This is a genomic window from Streptomyces sp. Edi2 (assembly GCF_040253635.1).
Lineage (GTDB): Bacteria > Actinomycetota > Actinomycetes > Streptomycetales > Streptomycetaceae > Streptomyces.
Genome location: NZ_JBEJGX010000003.1, coordinates 6,169,857 through 6,188,962 on the forward strand (window position 1 = coordinate 6,169,857; position 19,106 = coordinate 6,188,962).

12 protein-coding genes and 1 pseudogene are annotated in these 19,106 nt (G+C 68.6%); 5 read left to right on the plus strand and 8 right to left on the minus strand.

The genetic code is table 11. The features are described 5' to 3' along the window. The first annotated feature begins 217 nt into the window (after nt 1-217). Complete coding sequence (locus ABR737_RS30665) at nt 218-643, plus strand: MarR family transcriptional regulator (protein ID WP_350253940.1); 426 nt, start codon at nt 218-220, stop codon at nt 641-643. A 54-nt stretch (nt 644-697) separates the two neighbouring features. Here the strand turns inward: ABR737_RS30665 and ABR737_RS30670 are convergent, their stop codons facing one another. The 4 genes and pseudogenes from ABR737_RS30670 to ABR737_RS30685 form a co-directional block, all read right to left on the minus strand. Beyond that, on the minus strand, nt 698-1,531 hold the full coding sequence (locus ABR737_RS30670) for an ABC transporter ATP-binding protein (RefSeq protein WP_350253942.1): 834 nt from the start codon (nt 1,529-1,531) through the stop codon (nt 698-700). Nucleotides 1,532-1,717: 186 nt separating this feature from the next. Next, nucleotides 1,718-2,203: an HD domain-containing protein gene (locus tag ABR737_RS30675; RefSeq protein ID WP_350253944.1), complete on the minus strand. Its 486-nt coding sequence runs from the start codon at nt 2,201-2,203 to the stop codon at nt 1,718-1,720. Nucleotides 2,204-2,284: 81 nt separating this feature from the next. Continuing rightward, nucleotides 2,285-3,739, minus strand: coding sequence for a penicillin-binding transpeptidase domain-containing protein (locus ABR737_RS30680; protein WP_350253945.1), 1,455 nt, complete (start codon nt 3,737-3,739; stop codon nt 2,285-2,287). A gap of 587 nt (nt 3,740-4,326) precedes the next feature. After that, nucleotides 4,327-5,664, minus strand: a pseudogene (locus tag ABR737_RS30685) (FtsW/RodA/SpoVE family cell cycle protein); the annotation flags it as partial. Nucleotides 5,665-6,014: 350 nt separating this feature from the next. On the opposite strand from ABR737_RS30685, the gene ABR737_RS30690 reads away from it, so the two are divergent. After that, entirely contained in the window at nt 6,015-6,527 is a 513-nt protein-coding gene (locus tag ABR737_RS30690) for a DUF6624 domain-containing protein (protein ID WP_350253947.1), read from the plus strand. A gap of 39 nt (nt 6,528-6,566) precedes the next feature. On the opposite strand, the gene ABR737_RS30695 is transcribed toward ABR737_RS30690, so the two are convergent. Beyond that, a complete protein-coding gene (locus ABR737_RS30695; protein WP_350253948.1) occupies nt 6,567-6,938 on the minus strand; it encodes a hypothetical protein in 372 nt (123 codons plus the stop codon). Nucleotides 6,939-7,727: 789 nt separating this feature from the next. Between ABR737_RS30695 and ABR737_RS30700 the strand changes: the two genes are divergently transcribed. Further along, on the plus strand, nt 7,728-9,014 hold the full coding sequence (locus ABR737_RS30700; protein WP_350253949.1) for a cytochrome P450: 1,287 nt from the start codon (nt 7,728-7,730) through the stop codon (nt 9,012-9,014). Nucleotides 9,015-9,674: 660 nt separating this feature from the next. Here ABR737_RS30700 and ABR737_RS30705 read toward each other — a convergent pair. Further along, nucleotides 9,675-11,816 carry a DEAD/DEAH box helicase gene (locus ABR737_RS30705; protein WP_350253950.1) on the minus strand — a complete coding sequence of 714 codons (2,142 nt, stop codon included), beginning with the start codon at nt 11,814-11,816 and terminating at the stop codon, nt 9,675-9,677. Continuing rightward, the gene (brxD, locus tag ABR737_RS30710; RefSeq protein WP_350253952.1) at nt 11,813-13,150 is read right to left on the minus strand and encodes a BREX system ATP-binding protein BrxD; all 1,338 of its coding nucleotides are present in this window, start codon (nt 13,148-13,150) and stop codon (nt 11,813-11,815) included. The genes ABR737_RS30705 and brxD overlap by 4 nt, the downstream gene beginning before the upstream one ends. A 122-nt stretch (nt 13,151-13,272) precedes the next feature. Here brxD and ABR737_RS30715 point away from each other — a divergent pair, with 122 nt between their 5' ends. Together ABR737_RS30715 and ABR737_RS30720 are read left to right on the plus strand one after the other, a co-directional pair. Next, the gene (locus ABR737_RS30715; RefSeq protein WP_350253954.1) at nt 13,273-15,108 is read left to right on the plus strand and encodes a GmrSD restriction endonuclease domain-containing protein; all 1,836 of its coding nucleotides are present in this window, start codon (nt 13,273-13,275) and stop codon (nt 15,106-15,108) included. Nucleotides 15,109-15,116: 8 nt separating this feature from the next. Next, nucleotides 15,117-16,151: a CBS domain-containing protein gene (locus tag ABR737_RS30720; protein ID WP_350253956.1), complete on the plus strand. Its 1,035-nt coding sequence runs from the start codon at nt 15,117-15,119 to the stop codon at nt 16,149-16,151. Between the two features lie 60 nt (nt 16,152-16,211). Here ABR737_RS30720 and pglZ read toward each other — a convergent pair whose 3' ends face one another. Next, nucleotides 16,212-19,100: a BREX-2 system phosphatase PglZ gene (pglZ, locus tag ABR737_RS30725; protein WP_350253958.1), complete on the minus strand. Its 2,889-nt coding sequence runs from the start codon at nt 19,098-19,100 to the stop codon at nt 16,212-16,214. Nucleotides 19,101-19,106 lie beyond the last annotated feature (6 nt).

The window sequence follows — 19,106 nt, forward strand, 5'->3', positions numbered from 1 at the left end:
TCAGGAGCGCGGCGGAAGATGTCGTGGGTCCGGGAACACACCATGAGCCCGGAAAGGGAGGCGATGAGGCATGACGAGGCGGCAAGAACCTGATGAGTCGGTGGAACGCGCCGAGTCGGTGGCGCCCGATGATGAATCGGTTGACCGAAGGGAACCGGTCGAATCCGTTCAACCGGTTCAACCGGTTCAACCGGTTGAATCCGCTGAACCGGCCGGGATGGACCTGGTCCACCTGCTGCGTGAGGTGACGCTGCGACTCGACCTCGCGGGAGCGCGGTTCGCCGGCCACAACGGCCTGCACCCCACCGATCTCCGGGCCCTGATCAGCCTGCTGGACGCGGCCCGCAACGGCGCCGAGTCCACCCCGGGGCGGCTCGGCGAGCGGCTGGGCCTGAACTCCGCCGGCACCACGGCGCTGATCGACCGCCTGGAACGGCTCGGCCTGATCCGCCGGGTCCGCGACACCCGCGACCGGCGCCGTGTCCTGCTGGAGGTGGAAGAGCGCGCGGTCACCCTGGGCCGGTCGTTCTTCGGCCCGCTGATCGACCGCACCATCGCCCTGCTGGCCACCTTCGAGGCCGGGGAGCAGGCGGCGATCCGGCGGTTCCTGAGCGGGGTGCGGGACACGGCCGTGCAGGAATAGGCGGCGCCCGCCGGGATTGCTCAGGGCGCGCCGGCCGGGATCGTCGCGGGAGGGCTACCGCTTACCGGACCGGGCCAGCCACCGCCCCTCGTGCCGGGACACCTCGATCGGACGGCCGAAGCACGCGGTCATCCGCTCTCCCGTCAGCACCTCGTCCACTGGGCCGCGTGCCTGCACCCGGCCCTCGCGCAGCATCAGGGCGTGGCCGATGGACGGCGACAGCTCCTCCAGGTGGTGGGTGACGGTCACGGTCGCCAACTCCGGCCGTGCCAGGGCCAGCCGGTGCAGCGCATCGATCAGATCCTCGCGGGAGGGCAGGTCGAGCGCGTTGAACGGCTCGTCGAGCAGCAGCAGGCCGGGGTCGGCCATCAGGGCGCGGGCGATCAGGATCCTGGCCCGCTGGCCGCCCGAGCACACCCCGAACGGCCGCTCCGCCAGCTCCTTGCAGTCCAGCTCGGCCAGCAGCTCATGGGCGCGCTCGCGGGTCGCCTCGTCGTACTTGCGCCACAACGGCTGCACGGTGCCGGTCGCCCCGGTCAGGACGACCGTGTGGCCCGTCGCGTCCTGCGGAACCTTCTGTGCGCCGGAGACCAGCCCGATGACGGCACGGAGCTCGCGGACGTCCACGGACCCGAGCCGGTGCCCCAGCACCTCGACGGTGCCGACCGTCGGGAACATCAGCGCCCCGACGAGACGCAGGATGGTGGTCTTGCCGGCGCCGTTCGCGCCGAGCAGTGCCCAGTGCTCACCGGACCGTACGCTCCAGTCGACGGCGTCGAGGATGATCTGGCCGGTGGTGTACCGCTTGACGCCGACGCCCTCCAGGGCGGCGATCACGCGGGCTTCCGCGGCGGCGGCCGGCTGCGACGAAGGCTGCGTAGAGCTCATCGCCGCAGACTAGCTGTGTACGACACCTTTCTGCGGAGGTGTCCGATGTGTGGACCCCACCGTGCAACGGAAACGGGCAACGGAAACGGGCAACGGAAACGGGCAACGGAAACGGGCAACGGAAACGGGCAACGGAAACCGGCAAGGGAAACCGGCAATGGGCATAGCCCGGAGACGACGGCCCCGTTACCGCCGGGTCAGCCCCAACAGCTCCCGCACCCGTGCGTACTTCGCCGTCAGCCGCTCCCGCGTCGGAGCGTCCAGCACGGCCAGCCGCTCCGGATCGGCGTTGTGGGCGAGGTCGGACTCCTTGACCAGCAGCGCCCCGGGCGTGGCCAGGATCCGCGCGGTGTACTCCTCGACCGGCTCGTCCGCCCGCTTGGTGACGGCCAGGATCATCGCCTTGGTCGTCCTGCCCAGCGCCGCACCGGCCAGCCACTCCCGGCTCAGTGCCCCGTCCTCGATCGCGTCGTGCAGCCAGGCCGCGGCGATCTGCTCATCGCTGCCGCCCCGCTCGCGGACCCCCGCCGCGACCGCGGCCAGATGTTCGGCATACGGGCGGCCCGCCTTGTCGGTCTGACCCGAGTGTGCGCGCCGGGCCAGCGCCTCCACCTCGGCCAGGGACAACAGCGGGGGCGGAGCAGGTTCCATGGACGGGATCGCATCAGCCATACGGCCATTGTGACGTCAGGACGGCCACGGGACGGGCGCGGGGCGGGCACAGGACCGGCAACCGGGCTCAGCGCAAAGGGCTCAGCCCAGAGCCGCCGCCATCACCGCCCGTGCGATCGGCGCCGCGCTCCCCCCGCCGCTGATGTCCGCACGGTCGGCGGCCGCGTCCTCGACCACCACGGCCACGGCCACGGCCGGCTCGTAGCCGTCCTTCTGCCGCGCCCAGGAGATGAACCAGGCATACGGCGTGCCCTCGTTGCGCACACCGTGCTGCGCGGTGCCGGTCTTGCCGCCGACCGTGACGCCCTTGATCGCGGCGAGCCGCCCGCTGCCGTGCTCGACGACGTCGACCATCATGTCCTGGAGCTGCTGCGCCGTGACCGGATTGGTCACCTGGCGGGTGGGGCGGTGCGGATCGGCCGCGACCACGACACCCCGGGCATCGGTCACCTTGTCGATGAGCGACGGCGCCGTCAGCTGGCCCCCGTCGGCGACCGCCGCCGCGACCATCGCCATCTGGAGCGGTGTGGCGGCGGTGTCGTACTGCCCGATGGCCGAGAGCGCGACCTGCGAGGCGTCCATCCGCGTATCGAAGTTGCTCGGCGCGACGAGTGAGGGGATGGACAGCCGCCGGTCGTTGAAGCCGAACCGCCGGGCCGTATCGGCCATGCCGCGCAGCCCGATCTCCGCGCCCAGCCGCGCGAAGACGGTGTTGCACGAGGCCCGGAAGGCGTCCTTGAGCGAGGCGTCCTCGCAGCCCTTCGCGGCATTGCCGAGCCGGGTGTCGGTGCCGGGCAGAGGGTAGGGGTCGGGCGAATCGGTGGGCGCGTCGATATCGGTGACCTTGCCGCTCTCCAGCGCCGCCGCCGCGGTGACGACCTTGAACGTGGAGCCGGGCGGATAGGTCTGGCGCAGCGCCCGGTTGAGCATCGGCTGCTGCTCGGCACCGTTCAGCCGGCGCCAGGCCTCGGTGACCCCGGCGCCATTGCCGGACAGCTCGCCCGGGTCGTACGACGGCGTACTCACCAGCGCCAGGATCCGCCCCGTACGCGGCTCGATCGCGGCCACCGCGCCCTTCTTGCCCCCCAGCCCGTCGAACGCGGCGCGCTGCATCCGTGGGTTGATGGTGGTGTGGACGCTGCCGCCCGGCCGGTGGGCGCGGGTCAGCCGGTCCCACCACGGGAAGGTGGCGAGCCGGTCGTCGGCCCCGGAGAGGATGCCGTCCTCGGCGCTCTCCAGCAGGGAGGTCCCGTAGGTCTGTGAGGAGTAGCCGGTGACCGGCGCATACAGCGGCCCGTCGGTATAGGTGCGCTCGTAGCGCAGCCGCCCCCCGCTGTCCCGGGAACCGGTCACCGCGCGGCCGGCGACGAGCACGGCACCGCGCGGCTGTGCGTAACGGACGATCGGCCCGCGGCGGTTGGCCGGACTGGCGCTGAAGCGTTCCGCGTCGACGACCTGCACCCGGGCGGCGTTGACCAGCAGCGCCACGAGGAGGAGGAAGGAGAAGGCCGCGGTGAGGCGAATACAGCGGATCAACGGCCGGCCTCCGGGGAGCGTGCGTCGCGCGCGTCATCAACGGGCGCCGGCGACGGGGCGGCCGGCTGCCGGCCCTGCGCCCGGGGCGCGCGCTGCGCCTCTGGCTCCCGCTGCGCCTCTGACTCCCTCTGCTCCCCGGACCTCCTTTGCCCCCCGGACCCCCTACGCTCCCCGGAATCCCTCTGCTCCCCCTTGGATGCGCTCACCGCCTCCGGCACCTGGGGCTTGGCCGGTTTCAGAAAACCGACCACCCAACTCCCGGCCCCGAGCCCCGTGCCACTCCCGGGAAGGCTCGCCGCACTGCTCCTGCCGTCGTGCGTGCCCGGGCTCCTGCCGTCGTGGGCGCCCGCGCTCCCGCCGTCGTGCGTGCCCGCGCTCCTGCCGTCGTGGGCGCCCGCCCTCCTGGCAGCATGCGCCACACCGCTCCTGGCCTCGTCAGCCGTCTCGCCCGCCTTCTCGCCCGCCGCCCCGTCCGTGGTGTCGCCCGCCGCCTCGTCCGCCGCGGGGTGCCCGGCAGCCCTCCCCGCCTTCCGGTTCCTTCTCCCAGCCCTCCCCCCACGGCCGGTCCTCGCCCCTTCCGCACCCGCCGGCATCCGCGCCCGATTACTGATCCGCAGCAGCAGCGCGATGATGATCCAGTTCGTGACGACGGACGATCCGCCCTGTGCGAGGAACGGCATCGCCATCCCCGTCAGCGGAATCAGCCCCATCACCCCGCCCGCGATCACAAAGACCTGGATGGCGGGCAGCGCCGCGAGGCCCACGGCCAGCAGGCTGCCGAACGGGTCCCGCACCGCGACCGCGGCACGGTAACCGCACGCCACCAGCAGCGCGTACAGCAGGAACAGCGCGGTCAGCCCGGCCAGCCCCAGCTCCTCGCCATAGGTCGCCAGGATGAAATCGGACTTCATGGCGAAGCCGATCAGATACGAGTGGCCCTGGCCGAGGCCGGTGCCGAACATCCCGCCGGCGGCGAACGCGAACAGCGACTGGGCGAGCTGACCGGGCCCCTTGCCCGCCGCGATACCGGCGAACGGGTGCTGCCAGTCCTCGACCCGGCTGTGCACATGCGGCTCCAGCGTGCCGACGGCAACCGCCCCGAGGCCCGCCAGGAACAGCCCGATCGCGATCCAGCCGGTCCGCCCGGTGGCCACGTACAGCAGGACGACAAAGATCCCGAAGAACAGCAGCGAGGTCCCCAGATCGCGTTCGAGCACCAGCACGGCGACGCTGATCAGCCAGATCGCGACGATCGGCCCGAGCACCCGGCCGGTCGGGAGACGCAGCCGCCACATCCGGCGCCCGGTGTGCGCCAGCGCGCCGCGGTTGGCGGCGAGGTAGCCCGCGAAGAAGACGGTGATCAGCACCTTGGCGAACTCGCCCGGCTGCAGGGAAAATCCGGCGAAACGAATCCAGATCTTCGCCCCGTTGACGGCGGGAAAGAGAATCGGCGCCGCCATGAGCACGAGCGCCAGCGCCGCGCACACATAGGCGTACCGCTGCAGCATCCGGTGGTCCCGCAGCAGCACCACCACCGCCGTGAAGAGCGCGACGCCGACGGCCGACCACAGCAGCTGGGTGGGCGCGGCGTGGTTGCGGGGCGTCTCCTGGTCGAGCCGGAAGATCAGCACCAGCCCGACGCCGTTGAGCAGCACAGCGGTGGGAAGGAGCAGCGGATCGGCGTACGGGGCGCGGAAGCGTACGGCGAGGTGCGCGAGCAGCGCGAGCCCGCCGAGCCCCGCGCCGTAGCGGAGCGCACCACCCGGCAGGGCATGCCACCTCGCCAGCCCCACGGCCACATATCCGCAGACGCTGATCAGGACGGCGCCTAAGAGGAGGGCCAGTTCGACGCCCCGCCGCTTGGGGAGTGACGGCAAGGGTGGGGGAGTGTCCGCCGGGCGCGCGGCGGCCGTCGCCCTTGCCATTGCCGTCATGTCTGGCAACGTAGCAAGCGGCGGTCGTTATTTCCGTTATGTCGGATACGACGTTCGGGCGTCCGCGCGGACGCCCGCGTGTGGGTGCGTCCCCGTATCCGTTTTCGGCGTAGATCCAGTATCGCCCGATCCGGCCCTCCCTGTCACCGTTCCCCGGAATGATCTTCGCGCCGCGAAAGACCCCTAGCGTGGTGAACCGGAACAGGCACAGACCACAGGCGCCCGCCACAGGCGAACCCCGCGAACGAACCCCGCGAACGAAGCCGCCAACGAAGCCCGCGAACGCAGACCACGTACGAACCCCACATACGCACCCCGCGTACGCAGACCATGGAGCGAACGTGACAAACGACCACAGCACGACGGCCCTGTCGGCGGAACTCATCCGCATGGCTCAGGCGGACCAGAGAACGTCACCCGGCGCGAACAGCGACAACCCCGCGGAACAATTGGCCTGGCGCCGCCTCTCCGCGCAGCACGGCGACCGGCTCCACCAGATCATGGACGAGTACGGCTGGCCGACGGCGGAGCTGGTCGGTGACGATGCCGCTCGCGGCGCCTGGCTGATTGCGCAGCACGCCGACCGTCAGCTCGATGTGCAGCGGCGTGCGCTCCGGCTGATGGAACAGGCGGTGGAGGCGGGCTCGGCAAGCCCGCGCGAGCTGGCTTTCCTGCGCGACCGGACGCTGGTGAACGAGGGCCGCAAACAGATCTACGGCACACAGATCGCGGGGGTCGTCGGGGGCTCACCCGTCCCGTGGCCCTGCGAAGACCCCGAGCGCATGGACGCCCTGCGGGAGGAGGCGGGCATCGAGCCCTTCGACGAGTACGTCGCCAAGTTCGCGATGAGCTGAGGCGCGACTCGGGGCCTCGGGGCCTTGGGGCACCCGGCCTCAACACCAGGGCGGGGCCTCCCCGTCGCTCACGATGTCCCGCCGCGAGGACCAGGCGTACGAGGCATCGGAGAGCTTGTACCAGACCGGGTTCCCCTCGATGCGCTCCGCCTTGACCCGGCAGACGATCCCCACCCTGGACCCGTACTCCTTCGAACCGACCACGCGGTAGTGGGTGCTCGGGCCGATGCGCACCACCAGCCCGTCCTCGGCGACGACATGGCCCTCGGACACGGCGAAGTTGTCGCCCTCGCTCCCGTCGGTCGCCAGGGCGGGGCCGGCCGCGACGATTCCGGCCAGCACACCGGAAAGAGCACACAGGGCGAAGAGGCCGAACAGGCCGCGCTTACCGGACTTCGACTGCGGAAACATGCGCTTCCTCCTGCGAAGGGGAGAGTCCCCGGGGATCGATTCCCTGCGGGATGAGATGAGCGAAGCTGCCGGGCGTCACCTGACGGACGGGTCGGGGCCTGCGCCCCGCCGGTGCGGTGCCTGTCGCACCCTTCCCCGGCTGTGAGTGCGGCTTCCCGCTCACGCGCCGCTCTCTCGCGCCACGCCGGGCCCGCCCCTCACTTCGTTCCCTCCTCACGCTAAAGACGCTCCGGAGAGTCCGCAACTCGTCACCATCCGTGACGCCGCGTCGGCAGGCCTCACTACTCACCTCCGGATGCCCTCGCCACTCCGGAACCACCCCCTCCTCCCCTCTCCTTCTCCCTCCACTCCCAACGCGCCCCCAAGGAGGCGCACTTGCCACGCCCGGCACTGCAAACCCACCGCCCGGAACCAGGGGCACCTCAGGACACGTCACGGGCGCCTCGGGGTGCAGCAAGGGCGACTCGAGGGCATCTCAGGGGTGTCTCAGGGGCACCTCAGGGCCCGCTCGGGGTCATTCCGGGTTGTTCCGTGAACGCGCCCAATGGCACTTTGTAAACTCGTCCAGACCGAATAGAAGAAGAAGGCCGAGGCCGAGCTCGTCACGCTGATGCGGGCGACCGAAGACATCGGTCGATGGCATGGACCAGTGCCATGACCACCGTAAGCGAGGGGCTATGGCGTACGTCACACCGGTGCACGCCGAGTGGAGGTTCCGTGCTGCCCCGGCCGCCTTGGGCTGCGGAGCGCGGGGGACCGTCCCCCTCGACGAAAGGCAGTATTAGCGTCATGACGACTCTCCGTTCCCGGATCATCGCCTGGGCCGGCCGTATGTATCTGGCGAGAACCCGGAAGAAAGGCTTCGACCTGTCTCGAATGTCTTTCTTGCCCGAGTCCGTCCTGATGCCATTGCGGCGCGATGGGCTCAACCCTGTGGGTGATCTGGCCGCCGTCCGGGAGCGGGAACCCGTCAGTAAGCTCCCGGTGCCGATTGCCGCCAACGTCTGGCTGGTCACCGGCTACGACGAGGTCAAGGCAGTCCTGGGAAAAGCCAATGCCTTCAGTTCGGACTTCACCAACCTCGTCGGCAAGGCCGGCGCCGGTGCCGAACAGAACCCCGGTGGACTCGGATTCGCCGACCCGCCGGTGCACACCCGGCTGCGCCGTCTCCTGACGCCCGAATTCACCATGCGCCGCCTCAGCCGGCTCACCCCCCGTATCCACGAAATCGTCGAGGAACGCCTCGATGCCATGGAAAAGGAGGGCAAAAACGGAGATCCGGTCGACATCGTCCACTCTTTCGCCCTCCCCATCCCTTCCCTCGTCATTTGCGAACTCCTCGGCGTCCCCTATGAAGACCGCGCCGACTTCGAACGCCTCAGCGCCGCCCGCTTCGACCTTTTCAGCGGCGCAAACGCCTCCTTCGGCGCCATATCCGAATCCCTTTCCTATTTCCGGGACATCGTAAAAAAGCAGCGCGAAAATCCGGGCGACGGCCTGCTCGGGATGATCGTGAAGGAACACGGCGACTCGGTCAGCGACGAAGAACTCGCGGGCCTCGCCGACGGCGTCCTCACCGGCGGCTTCGAAACCACCGCCAGCATGCTGGCCCTCGGCGCCCTGGTCCTCCTCCAGGACCCCAAGCACTTCGCGGCCCTCCACGACGGCGACGACGTCGTCGACGGCTACGTCGAGGAACTTCTCCGCTACCTGACCGTCGTCCAGGTCGCTTTCCCGCGCTTCGCCCGCGAGGACCTGGAAATCGGCGGCGTCGCGATCGCCTCCGGAGATGTGGTGCTGTGCTCCCTGAGCGGCGCGGACCGGGACGGCAAACTGGGCCCGGAAATGGAACAGTTCGACCCCGCCCGCAATGTCCCCTCCCACCTCGCCTTCGGCTACGGAATCCACCGCTGCGTAGGCGCCGAGTTGGCCCGCATGGAACTCCGCGCTGCCTACCCCGCTTTGGTGCGCCGCTTCCCGAACATGCGCCTCGCCGCCACACCGGAGGAACTGGAATTCCGCAAACTCTCGATCGTCTACGGAATCGAATCCCTCCCGGTGCGGCTGGACGGCTGACTTCTCAGCCCTACGCGCCCACTGACCGGGCGCTTGGCTGAGCCGCCGGGTGCCCGGTCTTCGCCTGTGGCCGATCGGTGGGGGCTGGCGCCGATCAATCGCCTTGGGAGGTCTGAACCAGAGCCTGCTGAAGTACAGCCTCGGTCACGGAGGGTGCCGCGCAGTAGAATGCGCACCTTGTCCTGGATCTCTGGGGCAGTGGAGTTGATCACACCAGGCCGTGCGTCAGCAGCACTTTGTAGGCATTGCGGATCAAGCGGTCTATGTTCAGCCGGGAGTGAACGACTTGAACGCCGAGGCCTTGGATGCGGCACGGTCAGCGACCCACCTGTCGCTCCGCCGGACCAGATCCGGACCCATGATGACGCCAACTCCAGTGGTACTCGAAGCCCTGCGCCGTATGGACGCGGCCCCTGGGCCGAAGCCGGCGGGGGAGCGCCTACCAGGGACCGTTCGCTCATGAGAATCGATGGGCGTTCCCAATAGCCAATCCGTCTGTCCACCGGCAGCGGCTCGCCTGGTTTCGCGTCGGACCACTGCCAGAGCAGCCGGCCGGTATCCGTGCCCCGCACCCTTGCGATCGCCGTTCCTGTGGGAATTTCCCAGCGAAGAAGGTGGCTCGGCCAGTGTCGGCAGGTCTCGGACCATGTTGCACACCCGCTATGGTCCCCATACGGCGAACGTGGTGGGTTGGCGGAGCAACGCAGCAGCCCCCTTGAGATCGGCCAGGCGGGACGCGAGCGTCGCCTCTGCCAGACGCCGTGGAAGTGCTGCGCTGAATTTCAGCCCAGTCAGGGCGTGAGGGTCCACTGCGGGTAGGCACAGCCGTTCGGCGCCATCCGTGATGGCCAGTTTCCATTCTTGAGCGGTTACGTCCTCGCGCAGCCGGATATAGGCATCCGTGGGGCGCTGCAGGGGGTCAGCGATGGACGTGAGCGTGGCGGCCAGTGTGGCGTTGGCGCGGAATCCGCCCCAAGTCCACCAGCGGGTGTTGGTGTCGCGGCCACCCCGTACAATCACGGTCCCGCCCGGATGCACCAACTCGGAGCAGCCCTGTCGGGCCTGGGTAAGGGCGCCCTCGGCACGCCGGGTAAGTGCGACCGGTGGTGTCGCGCCGAGCAGCACCTCGCGTGCCGCCTGCGAAAGCTCGTACGAAGCGCCGCGAGCAAAGCTCCCCCCGCCCCAACGGGCCCTTCCACCCCCGTCCACCGGCTCGACGAAACATCTGCGGCGCGACCAGTCGATGTAGGTCACCTGCCAGCTGCGTCCGGCAAGCAGCAGTCTGCGAGGGCCGACGATCTCGTCGGTCAGCAACGCTGGATCCGTCGTACCGATCAGGGTGCGACCGGTCAGCACGGTGAACTCGGGCGCCGCGGCGAACACCGCGGTGAGATCCATGAAGTGCCGGAAGCCGAAACGCTGTTCCGCCTCGGGGCCGATGAACATCAGACCGCTGTCCCGATCCACATAACCTTCGTCGATCAGATAGCGAACGATTGGCACCGCCGAGGTCCCGAACGGGCCGAGCCCACCCCACCATTCCTGCCAGACCTGGTCACCGACCTGGTGTTCCTGAAGGCATAGAGCGAGGATCTGCTGGGCTGCGATGTGCCGGGGTTCCGGCGGCGCGACGACGGGTTCCACCCAGCCGCGGGACCAGAGCAGGAGGAGGGCAGCCGCTGACAGCAGACCGGGCTCGTCCACCGCCAGGAAGAGGCAGTTGCGTAGTGAGCCGGGGCGCCGTCCGGTGCGGCCGAGACGTTGCAGAAACGAGGCGACCGTGCCGGGCGCGTCGATCTGGATGACCCGGTCCAGATCACCGACGTCGATGCCGAGTTCCAGCGTACTGGTGGAGACGATCACACAGTCACGGGCCTCGGCGAAGGCTTCTTCCGCCCGACGCCGCTCATCGGGGGACAGCGACGCATGGGAAAGAAAGGTAGTGACGCCCTTGGCGCGTAGCGATTCGCCGAGCTTCTCGACGTCACGACGCGACTCGCAGAACACCAGGCGCTTTTCACCCTGGTGGAGGGCTGCGATCACCGTGGCCGCATTGGCCAGCGAACCCACGTAGTCGAGTTCGATAGCACCGGGCGGAGGCAGCGCTGGAGTTTTCTCTCGTAGGTGCGGAGCGACTACCTGTGCCGAGCGTTTGCCGGCCCCGGACCCTTGAAGCCAGGCCAGCAGGTCTTGCGGATTCCCCACCGTCGCGGAGAGCCCTACGCGCTGCACCGGCCGCTCGGCCACACGCTCCAGGCGTTCCAAAACGGCCAGCAGGTGCCAGCCCCGGTCGTCCCCCGCGAAGGCGTGGACCTCGTCGACGACGATCGAGTGCAGTCCCGAGAAGAACGTCCGGTGGTCGACGTTGGTACTTACCAACATCGCTTCCAGCGACTCCGGGGTGGTGAGCAGTACATCCGGCCGATCGCGCAGGATGCGTTTGCGGCGCGTCTGGGGGATGTCGCCGTGCCAGAGTGCAGCAGTGCGACCGAGCCACGACGCGTACATCTCCAGCCGGGGCAGCAGATTGTTCAGCAGCGCCTTGAGCGGACAGACGTACAGCACCGAAGTGCCGTTCCAGTTCTCCTTGGCCATCCGCGACAGCAGGGGGAAGCACGCTGCCTCGGTCTTTCCACCGGCGGTGGGGGCCAGCAGCACAGCGTCGGAGCCGTCCATCAGTGGCGCGATCGACTCTTCCTGGAGCGGCCGCAATCCAGTCCATCCCAGAGAGTTCACGAGGTGGTGGACCAGCCCCCGGTGCAGTCGGTCCAGCGAATCGGTGGCTCCGGGGACCTCCGTCACGGAAGCTCCAGTGCGATGTCGTCAGCGCTGGTGACCGCCGCAGCGTTGCGTTCAACCTCGCTCAACTCGGTCGTGTTCACGGTCAGGGCATAATGCTCACGCGGGTTGAAGTCCTCGAACTGATCGACACGGTCGAGGACGTCGCTGACCAGCTTTTTCAGGAACAGCCGGGGAGCGACTCCCACCTTTCCGCCCAGCGCCCCACCCACGGCTTTGGCTAGATCGGCGACGTAGGCGTTGTCCGCGACCGTCGTGATGCGGTCCGGGCTCGAAGAGCCGCTCGCGTACAGGTCACGGATGGTGAGTCCCAGGCCGACGAGCGAGTCGCGTGTGAAGCCGGAGAGCCGCAGCTGCACCGAGCGCGGATTGTCGAAGCGGGGATCGGTGGTGAAGTCGGTGGCCAGACGTTGAGCCAGCGGAGCCAGACGCTGTACGCCCTGTTGGCCGTCGAAGAACGCGGGCGTCCCGGTGATCAGCAGGTAGAGCCCAGGGAAGCGCCCGGAGTGCACCTCGTCGATCAGCTGGCGCAGCGCGTTCAACGCTTTGTCCCGCGCGTCGGAGCGCACCCGCTGGAGCGTCTCCACCTCGTCCAACACGACGAAAAGCCCTGCATGCCCGGAGTCGCGCAGCACGGTGAGAAGGCCCTGCAGGAAACCGAGCGCGCCGAAGTGGTCCAGATCCCCCCGTACCCCTGCTGCCTTACGGGCCGTGGCGGCGACGTGTGGCTGTCCGCCGAGCCAGGCCATCACTGCCGACGCCGCAGCCTCGTCGCCCGCCGCGAGAGCGGAGCGGTACCCCCGCAGTGCGATGGCGAACGACGGTGCGTGCCGGGAGACCTCGACGAGCCGGGCCGTCATCAACCGTTCGACTTCGTGAGGCAGGGCCTCCTCCGAGGCCCCGGCGGCGAGTGCGTCCTCTTCCAGTGCGTAAGACCACGCATCCACCACGGGCCGCAGCGCGCTCGGCGGGAAGCCGGGGGTGGCCAGCCGTTCGGTGAGGCGGCGGTAAACGGTCTCCAGCTTATGCAGAGGTGTTTCGTTCTCGGAGATCTGGATCTCGGCGACGGCGAAGTTACGGCGCTTGGCGCGTTCGCCGAGCCACCGGGTGAAGAACGTCTTGCCGGATCCGTACTCGCCCCGGACCGCCTTGAAGACCGAAGCCCCTGACGCGACGGCGTCGAGTTCCGTGTCGAGCGCCTGCTCGAAGCGTCCCAGACCTGTCGCGAGGAGGTCGAGTCCGCTCTCGGGGACGGCACCACGCCGAAGGGCATCGATCACGTCGCGGCGCCGGGTGGCACTGACGGGTCTGCTGCGGCCGGGGCTGTCTGTACTCACCCCGCCAGTCTCGCACTACGGCAGGTTTCTGGGGCCCCTGCTACCGGACTTGACGCCTCGTTAGTCACTTGATGCAATTGTGGGTTCACACCGTTCTGCCTTAACCGGGGGGAAGACCCAGCGTGGCGCTCGACGGCCTCAATCTAGGCGCTGTACTCAAGGACGTCGCATCCGGAGTCCTTCAGCTTCCTGATTTCCAGCGTGATTGGAAATGGGATGATGAACGCATCCGGGCCCTCATTGCGACAGTGACGCTCGACTATCCGCTCGGCGTCGTGATGGCACTGCAGACCGGCGGTGCCTCGCAGTTCAAGCCCCGCACCCTCAACGGCGCGGAGGCCGCCGAGGGGAGGACGCCCGAGTTGCTGCTCCTTGACGGCCAGCAACGCATGACCTCCCTCTACCAGGCGCTGTACCGGGACCGTCCGGTGGAAACGGTTGACACGCGGGGCAAGCCACTTGAGCGCTGGTACTACATCGACATCGCCAAAGCCGTCGGGGCACCCGCCGACCGCGATGACGCGGTCGTCTCCGTCCCGGAGGACAGGATCCTCAAGGCTGATTTCGCACGCAGGGTCGTTCTCGACCTGAGCACGGTCGAGCAGGAGTGCGCCGCGGGATTCTTTCCCCTCCACATCGTGTTCGACCCGCATCGTGTGAACCAGTGGCTTCAGGAGTTCGTGAAGGTCGATCCGGCGAACTGGGGCGTTTGGAGCGAATTCCAGCAGCATGTTCTCAACCATGTGCAGCAGTTCCAGGTTCCTATGATCAAGCTTCCGGCCTCCACCACCATGGACGCTGTATGCGCTGTGTTCGAGCGGGTGAATACCGGTGGGGTGTCACTCAACGTCTTTGAACTGCTCACCGCCACGTACGCCGGCAATCAGGAGCATGTGGCGGAGCGCGGCGACTACTACCGTCTCCCGGTCGAGTGGGAGCAGATCAAGAAGGATCTGACCTCCTCCTACCCGGTCTTCGGCCGTATGGAAGCTGGTGTTGAGGACGGGCTGAGCAGCAGTGACTTCCTGCAGGCCGTCGCCCTTGTCCGCACCTGGGAGGAGAAGCAGGCGAGGCTCCGCACCTCAGTGTCCTGCAAGCGTCGTGATCTGCTGCGCTTGCCGCTGGCGGACTTCCGGCGCCTGGCGCCGCGGGTGGCCGAAGCCTTCAAATGGGTGGGCGCGTTTCTGGAGCAGCAGTGCATCGTGCGCACGGCTGACCTCCCGTACCGCACCCAGCTCGTCCCCTTGGCGGCTGTCCGGGCCGTCCTCGGCGAGGCGACCGACACGCCCGGGGCGGACGAGCGGATCGCTCAATGGTACTGGTGCGGTGTGCTCGGCGAGATGTATGGCGGATCGACCGAGAGCCGATTCACCCGCGATGTGGAGCAACTGATCGGCTGGATCGACCCTCAAGGGGCCGTTCCCTCGAACGGCGATCCTCGAGAGACCATTCCCGACACGGTCACCGAAGCAGCCTTCCTGGATGACCGGCTGGACAGCCTGACCACACGCAACAGCGCCGCCTACAAGGGCATCTACGCGCTGTTGGTCAAACAGGGTGCGGTCGACTGGTACTTCACCGAGGCACCGCTCACGGCGGGCCGGCTGATTGAGCACAACGTGGACGTGCGGCAGATCTTCCCCAAGGGGTGGATCGCCAAGAACGCCCCGGCCGAAGCCGCCAAGGCAAACTCGATCGTCAACAAAACGCCGCTGTCCTTCCGGGCCAGCCGGAGCCTCACCGGGTCTCCCGCCGTGTATCTCAAGTCGCTCATGCTGGAATCCGGGATGCGGCCCGAATGGTTCGACGACGTCCTCGCCACGCATCTCATCGATCCGTCCACCCTGCACGAACCGGACTTCGAGCGCTTCTACGACAGCCGGGCACGGCAGCTCCTGGACCTGGTGAGGTCCGCCATGGGCAAGCGCACAGTCTTCCGTGACACGGTGGGTTGGTGAGTCGGGCGATGGCGCAGACACCGTCCGAGGAGCAGCTTCGCGCGCTCCAGGGCAAGATGATTCCGGTCGCCGATCTCCTCGCGCTCTTCGGTACCCGAGTGCGGAACGACCAGTCTGTACCTTTCATCACGCAGATCCTGAAGGACGCCGGGCTCTCGACGGTCCCTTACTTCGCCAACTGCAACCTCCGGGCCGATGTCCACGTCGTGCCCCAGGAATCCGTCGCGGTTCCGGAGCAGGACGGTGAAGACGAGGCGGACGCGGAACAGGACGGGCTGACGCAGGGGACACTGCCGCAGCATTCCTTCCGGATCGGCGATCTCCCGGCCGCGCATAACGGAGTCGATTCCGTGCCGTCCACCGCGCAGGTCAAGACGGCCACCCATCTCATGCTCACCAAAAACTACTCCCAGGTTCCGGTCATCGACGGTACGTCGACGCTGCGGGGCGTGGTCACCTGGGGTTCGGTGGCCAGGATGTATGAGAGAAACGAGCACACCACCCTGCTGAACGCGGTTGTGGATGACCCGCCGATTGCAGATGTCCGCAGCGACTTCTTCTCCTTGCTGCCGATGATCAGCGAGTACGGCTACCTGCTCGTACGCGACATGAGTGGTCGTATCACCGGAATCGTGACGGCCGCAGATGTCACTGAGCGCTTCGAGGCGACGGCGTGGCCCTTCTTCGTCATCGGAGAGATCGAGTTCCGGCTCCGCAAGTGTCTTGGTGCGGCGCTCGAACCGGATGCCATCCGTGCGGTGCAACGGAAGAACAAGCAGACGGGCCAGATCACGGATCTGATGTTCAACGGTTATGTGAAGCTGCTCGACGGCCATCAGCAAAACGCGGACCTCTGCCAGAAGGCCGATCAGAACTGGCAGGCACTCGGCTGGACGCTCGCGGACCGCGTCCAGTTCGTGCGGCAGCTCGACCGGGTGCGGGAGATCCGCAACATGATCGCGCATTTCGACCCTGAGCCGCTGTCGAAGAAGCTCTGTGAGGAACTGCGCCAGTTCCTAGGGCTGCTCCGCCAGTACAGCTGACGGTCGGCGTGGTGCCGGACCGGTTGTCCGGTCCGGCACCACGCAACACGTCTCAACCCGTCACGTCAGCTCGAACTGGTCGCGCAGCAGTCCCGTGTGCAACCGCAGCGTCCGGCCGTCCGGCAAGGTCTCCAGTACCTGCACACCGTCGTGGTTCAGCAGCTGTCGTAGTACGGCGGCGAAGCCGTCGGCCGCTCTGGACGCCGGCAGGCCGATGCGCTGGGCCAGGGCCGTCACCGGAAGCGTGCCGCCCGCGTCCAGCAGGGCCCGCACGGCCTTCTCCACCCGCGGCAGATCCGGCTTGCGGGCGAGCAACTGCACCTGGGCACCGAAGACCTCGGACGCCAGCAAGCCGCTGACCAGAGTGTCGTCCGGCGACACCAGCTCGGCGGAGAGCAGGGCATCTTCGCTCTGTGAGGGAACCACAGCCACTTCGAAGAGCGAGTCGTGGCTTTGGGCCAGCTCGGTGGCCTGCTTCGACGGCTTCTTCGCGGGTGCGGAGATCGCGGCAGGCCGTACGGGCGCTCGCTCGGGAGCGTTCGGGGTGAGTGTCCACCACGGCGGCTGCTGACTGCCCAGCTCACGCCAGCCGCTGGGCGGCTCCGCGCCGAACGGGAGGAAGGCGAGTACCGGAATGGCGACCTCGGCCAGGGAGGCGCCGCCGTGGTAGCCGGCCTTCTGTGAGGTGTAGCGGGAGTCGGCGTCCCAGAGCGCGACGATCTCACCGCCAGGATCAGGCGCGATCACGCGCGGTCCCGAGAGCACGATCTCCGTCTCGGCGAGCGGGCCCCCTCCGGACCGGTGCCGAGCGGATTCCACACCGTCGGGGTCGGTGTCGACCCGCACCCCATGCCGGTCGATGACATGCCCGTGATCGCTGGTGAGAATCACAGCGCGGCCCTGGCCGGCGGCAAAACGCAGCAGGTCCAGAAGCCGCCCTATCTCGCCGAGCCGCCAGGCCCCGTCGCCGAGCTTCTGCTCCGTGGCAAGCCGGTCGTCGATGGTGTTCAGCACCACAGCGACATGCGTGCGGTCACTGATCAGTGCTTCATGCAGTTCCGGCCCAATGGGATCGCCGCTGGTCTCGCCTCGCAGATCATCCTTGTGGAAGACCCCGGCCTGGTCTTCTCCCCAGAAGCGGTGCTCGGGGAAGAGTTTTCTCTCGTCGGCCTGCGTGCCCCTCATGAGCCGGGCGGCGAACAGCGAGGTCCGCGACACAGCCGTGACGGTGGGCAGCGCGGCGGCCATCGCCCGGCGCCGCGGGGCACCCTTTGCCTTGGGCAGCGGGTCGTACTCCACCCAGTGGTCGCGCAGTTCCTCGGCGAGCTGGGCGGCGATGGCGGCGCTCATCCCGTCGAGCACCAGCAGCAGGACCCGGCGCTTCCCCGCCTTCACCACAGGGGCGACGACGGTCGGAAGGAAGGACTCCACCGTCAGCATGCTCTCGGGAGTCCGGCCGGCTGTCGCATGGGTGGCGAGGCACTGGGCGAAGCTCCGGTCGATCTCGCGGCGGCGGGCACGTACGGAGGTGCACAAGGCGTCGTAAGCGGACTTCAGCGTCGCGTCCACATCCCCGCCGGACTCGATGTGCTCCAGCGCAAGATCCACCCAGCCGGTTTCGGCGACATGGCGGTTGATGCTGGCCGCCACACTCTCGCTCTCCACCGCCGGTTCGGTCGCGAGCCACTGGATGAGCCGCTGTGCCATCCGCGCCCGTTCGGCGCGGGGGCGGGCATCGGGCTCTGGCGCGAGCCGGTGATCGTTGAGCGCCTCCACCGCCCGCGCGATCCGCGCCTGGCCGCCGTCCAGGAGAGCCTCCCCGACGGTGGTGAACCGGGCCTCGAGTCCCGCGGCCAGCAGAGGGCTCCTATGGGTGGCCGGTTCTGCGCCGAACTGCCGCGCCAGGGAGACCGCACGGTCGAGCGCGGCGCCGGACAGCCGACGCGCGGTCGCCGACGACTCTTCGTGATCCGACCGTCCGGTCAGCAGCAGCCCGGAGACGAATTCCTCGCAGGACCGTCCGAAGGCCGCTACGAGTGTGTCAAGGGCCTCCCCATGAGCGGGCGGCTCTTCCCCGAACCATCGCTCGGCGCGCCCCCGGGCCCGGTAGTTCTCGGCGTCTGCTGCCGCGTCGGAATGCCCCCACAGCGCGGCGCAGACGAGACCGAAGGCGACGGCGTCCGGACCGTGCTCGGCCTCGACCAGGGCGAGCAGCCCCCGCCCGGCCTGCCCCGCCTGCTCCGACTTCCCGAGGAACTGCCGGATACCGGCACGCTCAGGTGCGCGCAGCGCCAGAAAGCGGTCCGGGCCGCCGGAGGCCAGCGACCACCTCAGCAGGGAGTGGATGTCGAGTTCGTCGCCGTTCGTCGAAAGCGGGTGCTGGTCACGGTCCGGGTCGTACCGGCCGATGCCGAGCCTGCGGAGCGTGAGTTCGCTGAGCGCCTTGTCCCGGGACAACACTCCGCCGGGCAGCTGGGGCCAGCCACCCGGCGGGGTGGCGTCCAGCAGCGACTCGGCGGCCCAGTTCTCATTGACCAGCCGGCTGTCGGTGTGGAGGGCGCCAAAGCTTTCCCGGACGACATCCCACGTGTCCACGGCGTTGACTCGGTGCCGGTGCACCTTGGCCAGCAGGTCGGGGCCGAGTTCGGCCTCCTCCCGGTCGGTGAGCACCACCAGGACGTCGGGGCCCGTTGCCGAGGGTGCCTGATGCGCCAGGACCAGCTCGTATGCGGCAAGCGGCGAGGGCGCGGTCGCGACAGCCGCCTGCCGCCGTTCGCCCCACGGCAGTTCAGCCGGGCCGTCCCAGCAGGGTGCGGCGCGCAGCAGCACGGCCCGGCGCTTACCCGGGGGTAGTCCCCGTTGCGACACCAGGTACTGGGTGATGGTGGCGGAGTTGAGCCGCACCGCGCTCGTGAGGGTCTCCACGCTCGCACTGGTCGCCGTGGTCACCGCACA

Coding starts and splice junctions, on each gene's coding strand:
- ABR737_RS30665 (WP_350253940.1), top strand. CDS start 218: ATGGACCTGGTCCACCTGCTGCGTGAGGTGACGCTGCGACTCGACCTC.
- ABR737_RS30670 (WP_350253942.1), bottom strand. CDS start 1,531: ATGAGCTCTACGCAGCCTTCGTCGCAGCCGGCCGCCGCCGCGGAAGCC.
- ABR737_RS30675 (WP_350253944.1), bottom strand. CDS start 2,203: ATGGCTGATGCGATCCCGTCCATGGAACCTGCTCCGCCCCCGCTGTTG.
- ABR737_RS30695 (WP_350253948.1), bottom strand. CDS start 6,938: ATGTTTCCGCAGTCGAAGTCCGGTAAGCGCGGCCTGTTCGGCCTCTTC.
- ABR737_RS30700 (WP_350253949.1), top strand. CDS start 7,728: ATGACGACTCTCCGTTCCCGGATCATCGCCTGGGCCGGCCGTATGTAT.
- ABR737_RS30720 (WP_350253956.1), top strand. CDS start 15,117: ATGGCGCAGACACCGTCCGAGGAGCAGCTTCGCGCGCTCCAGGGCAAG.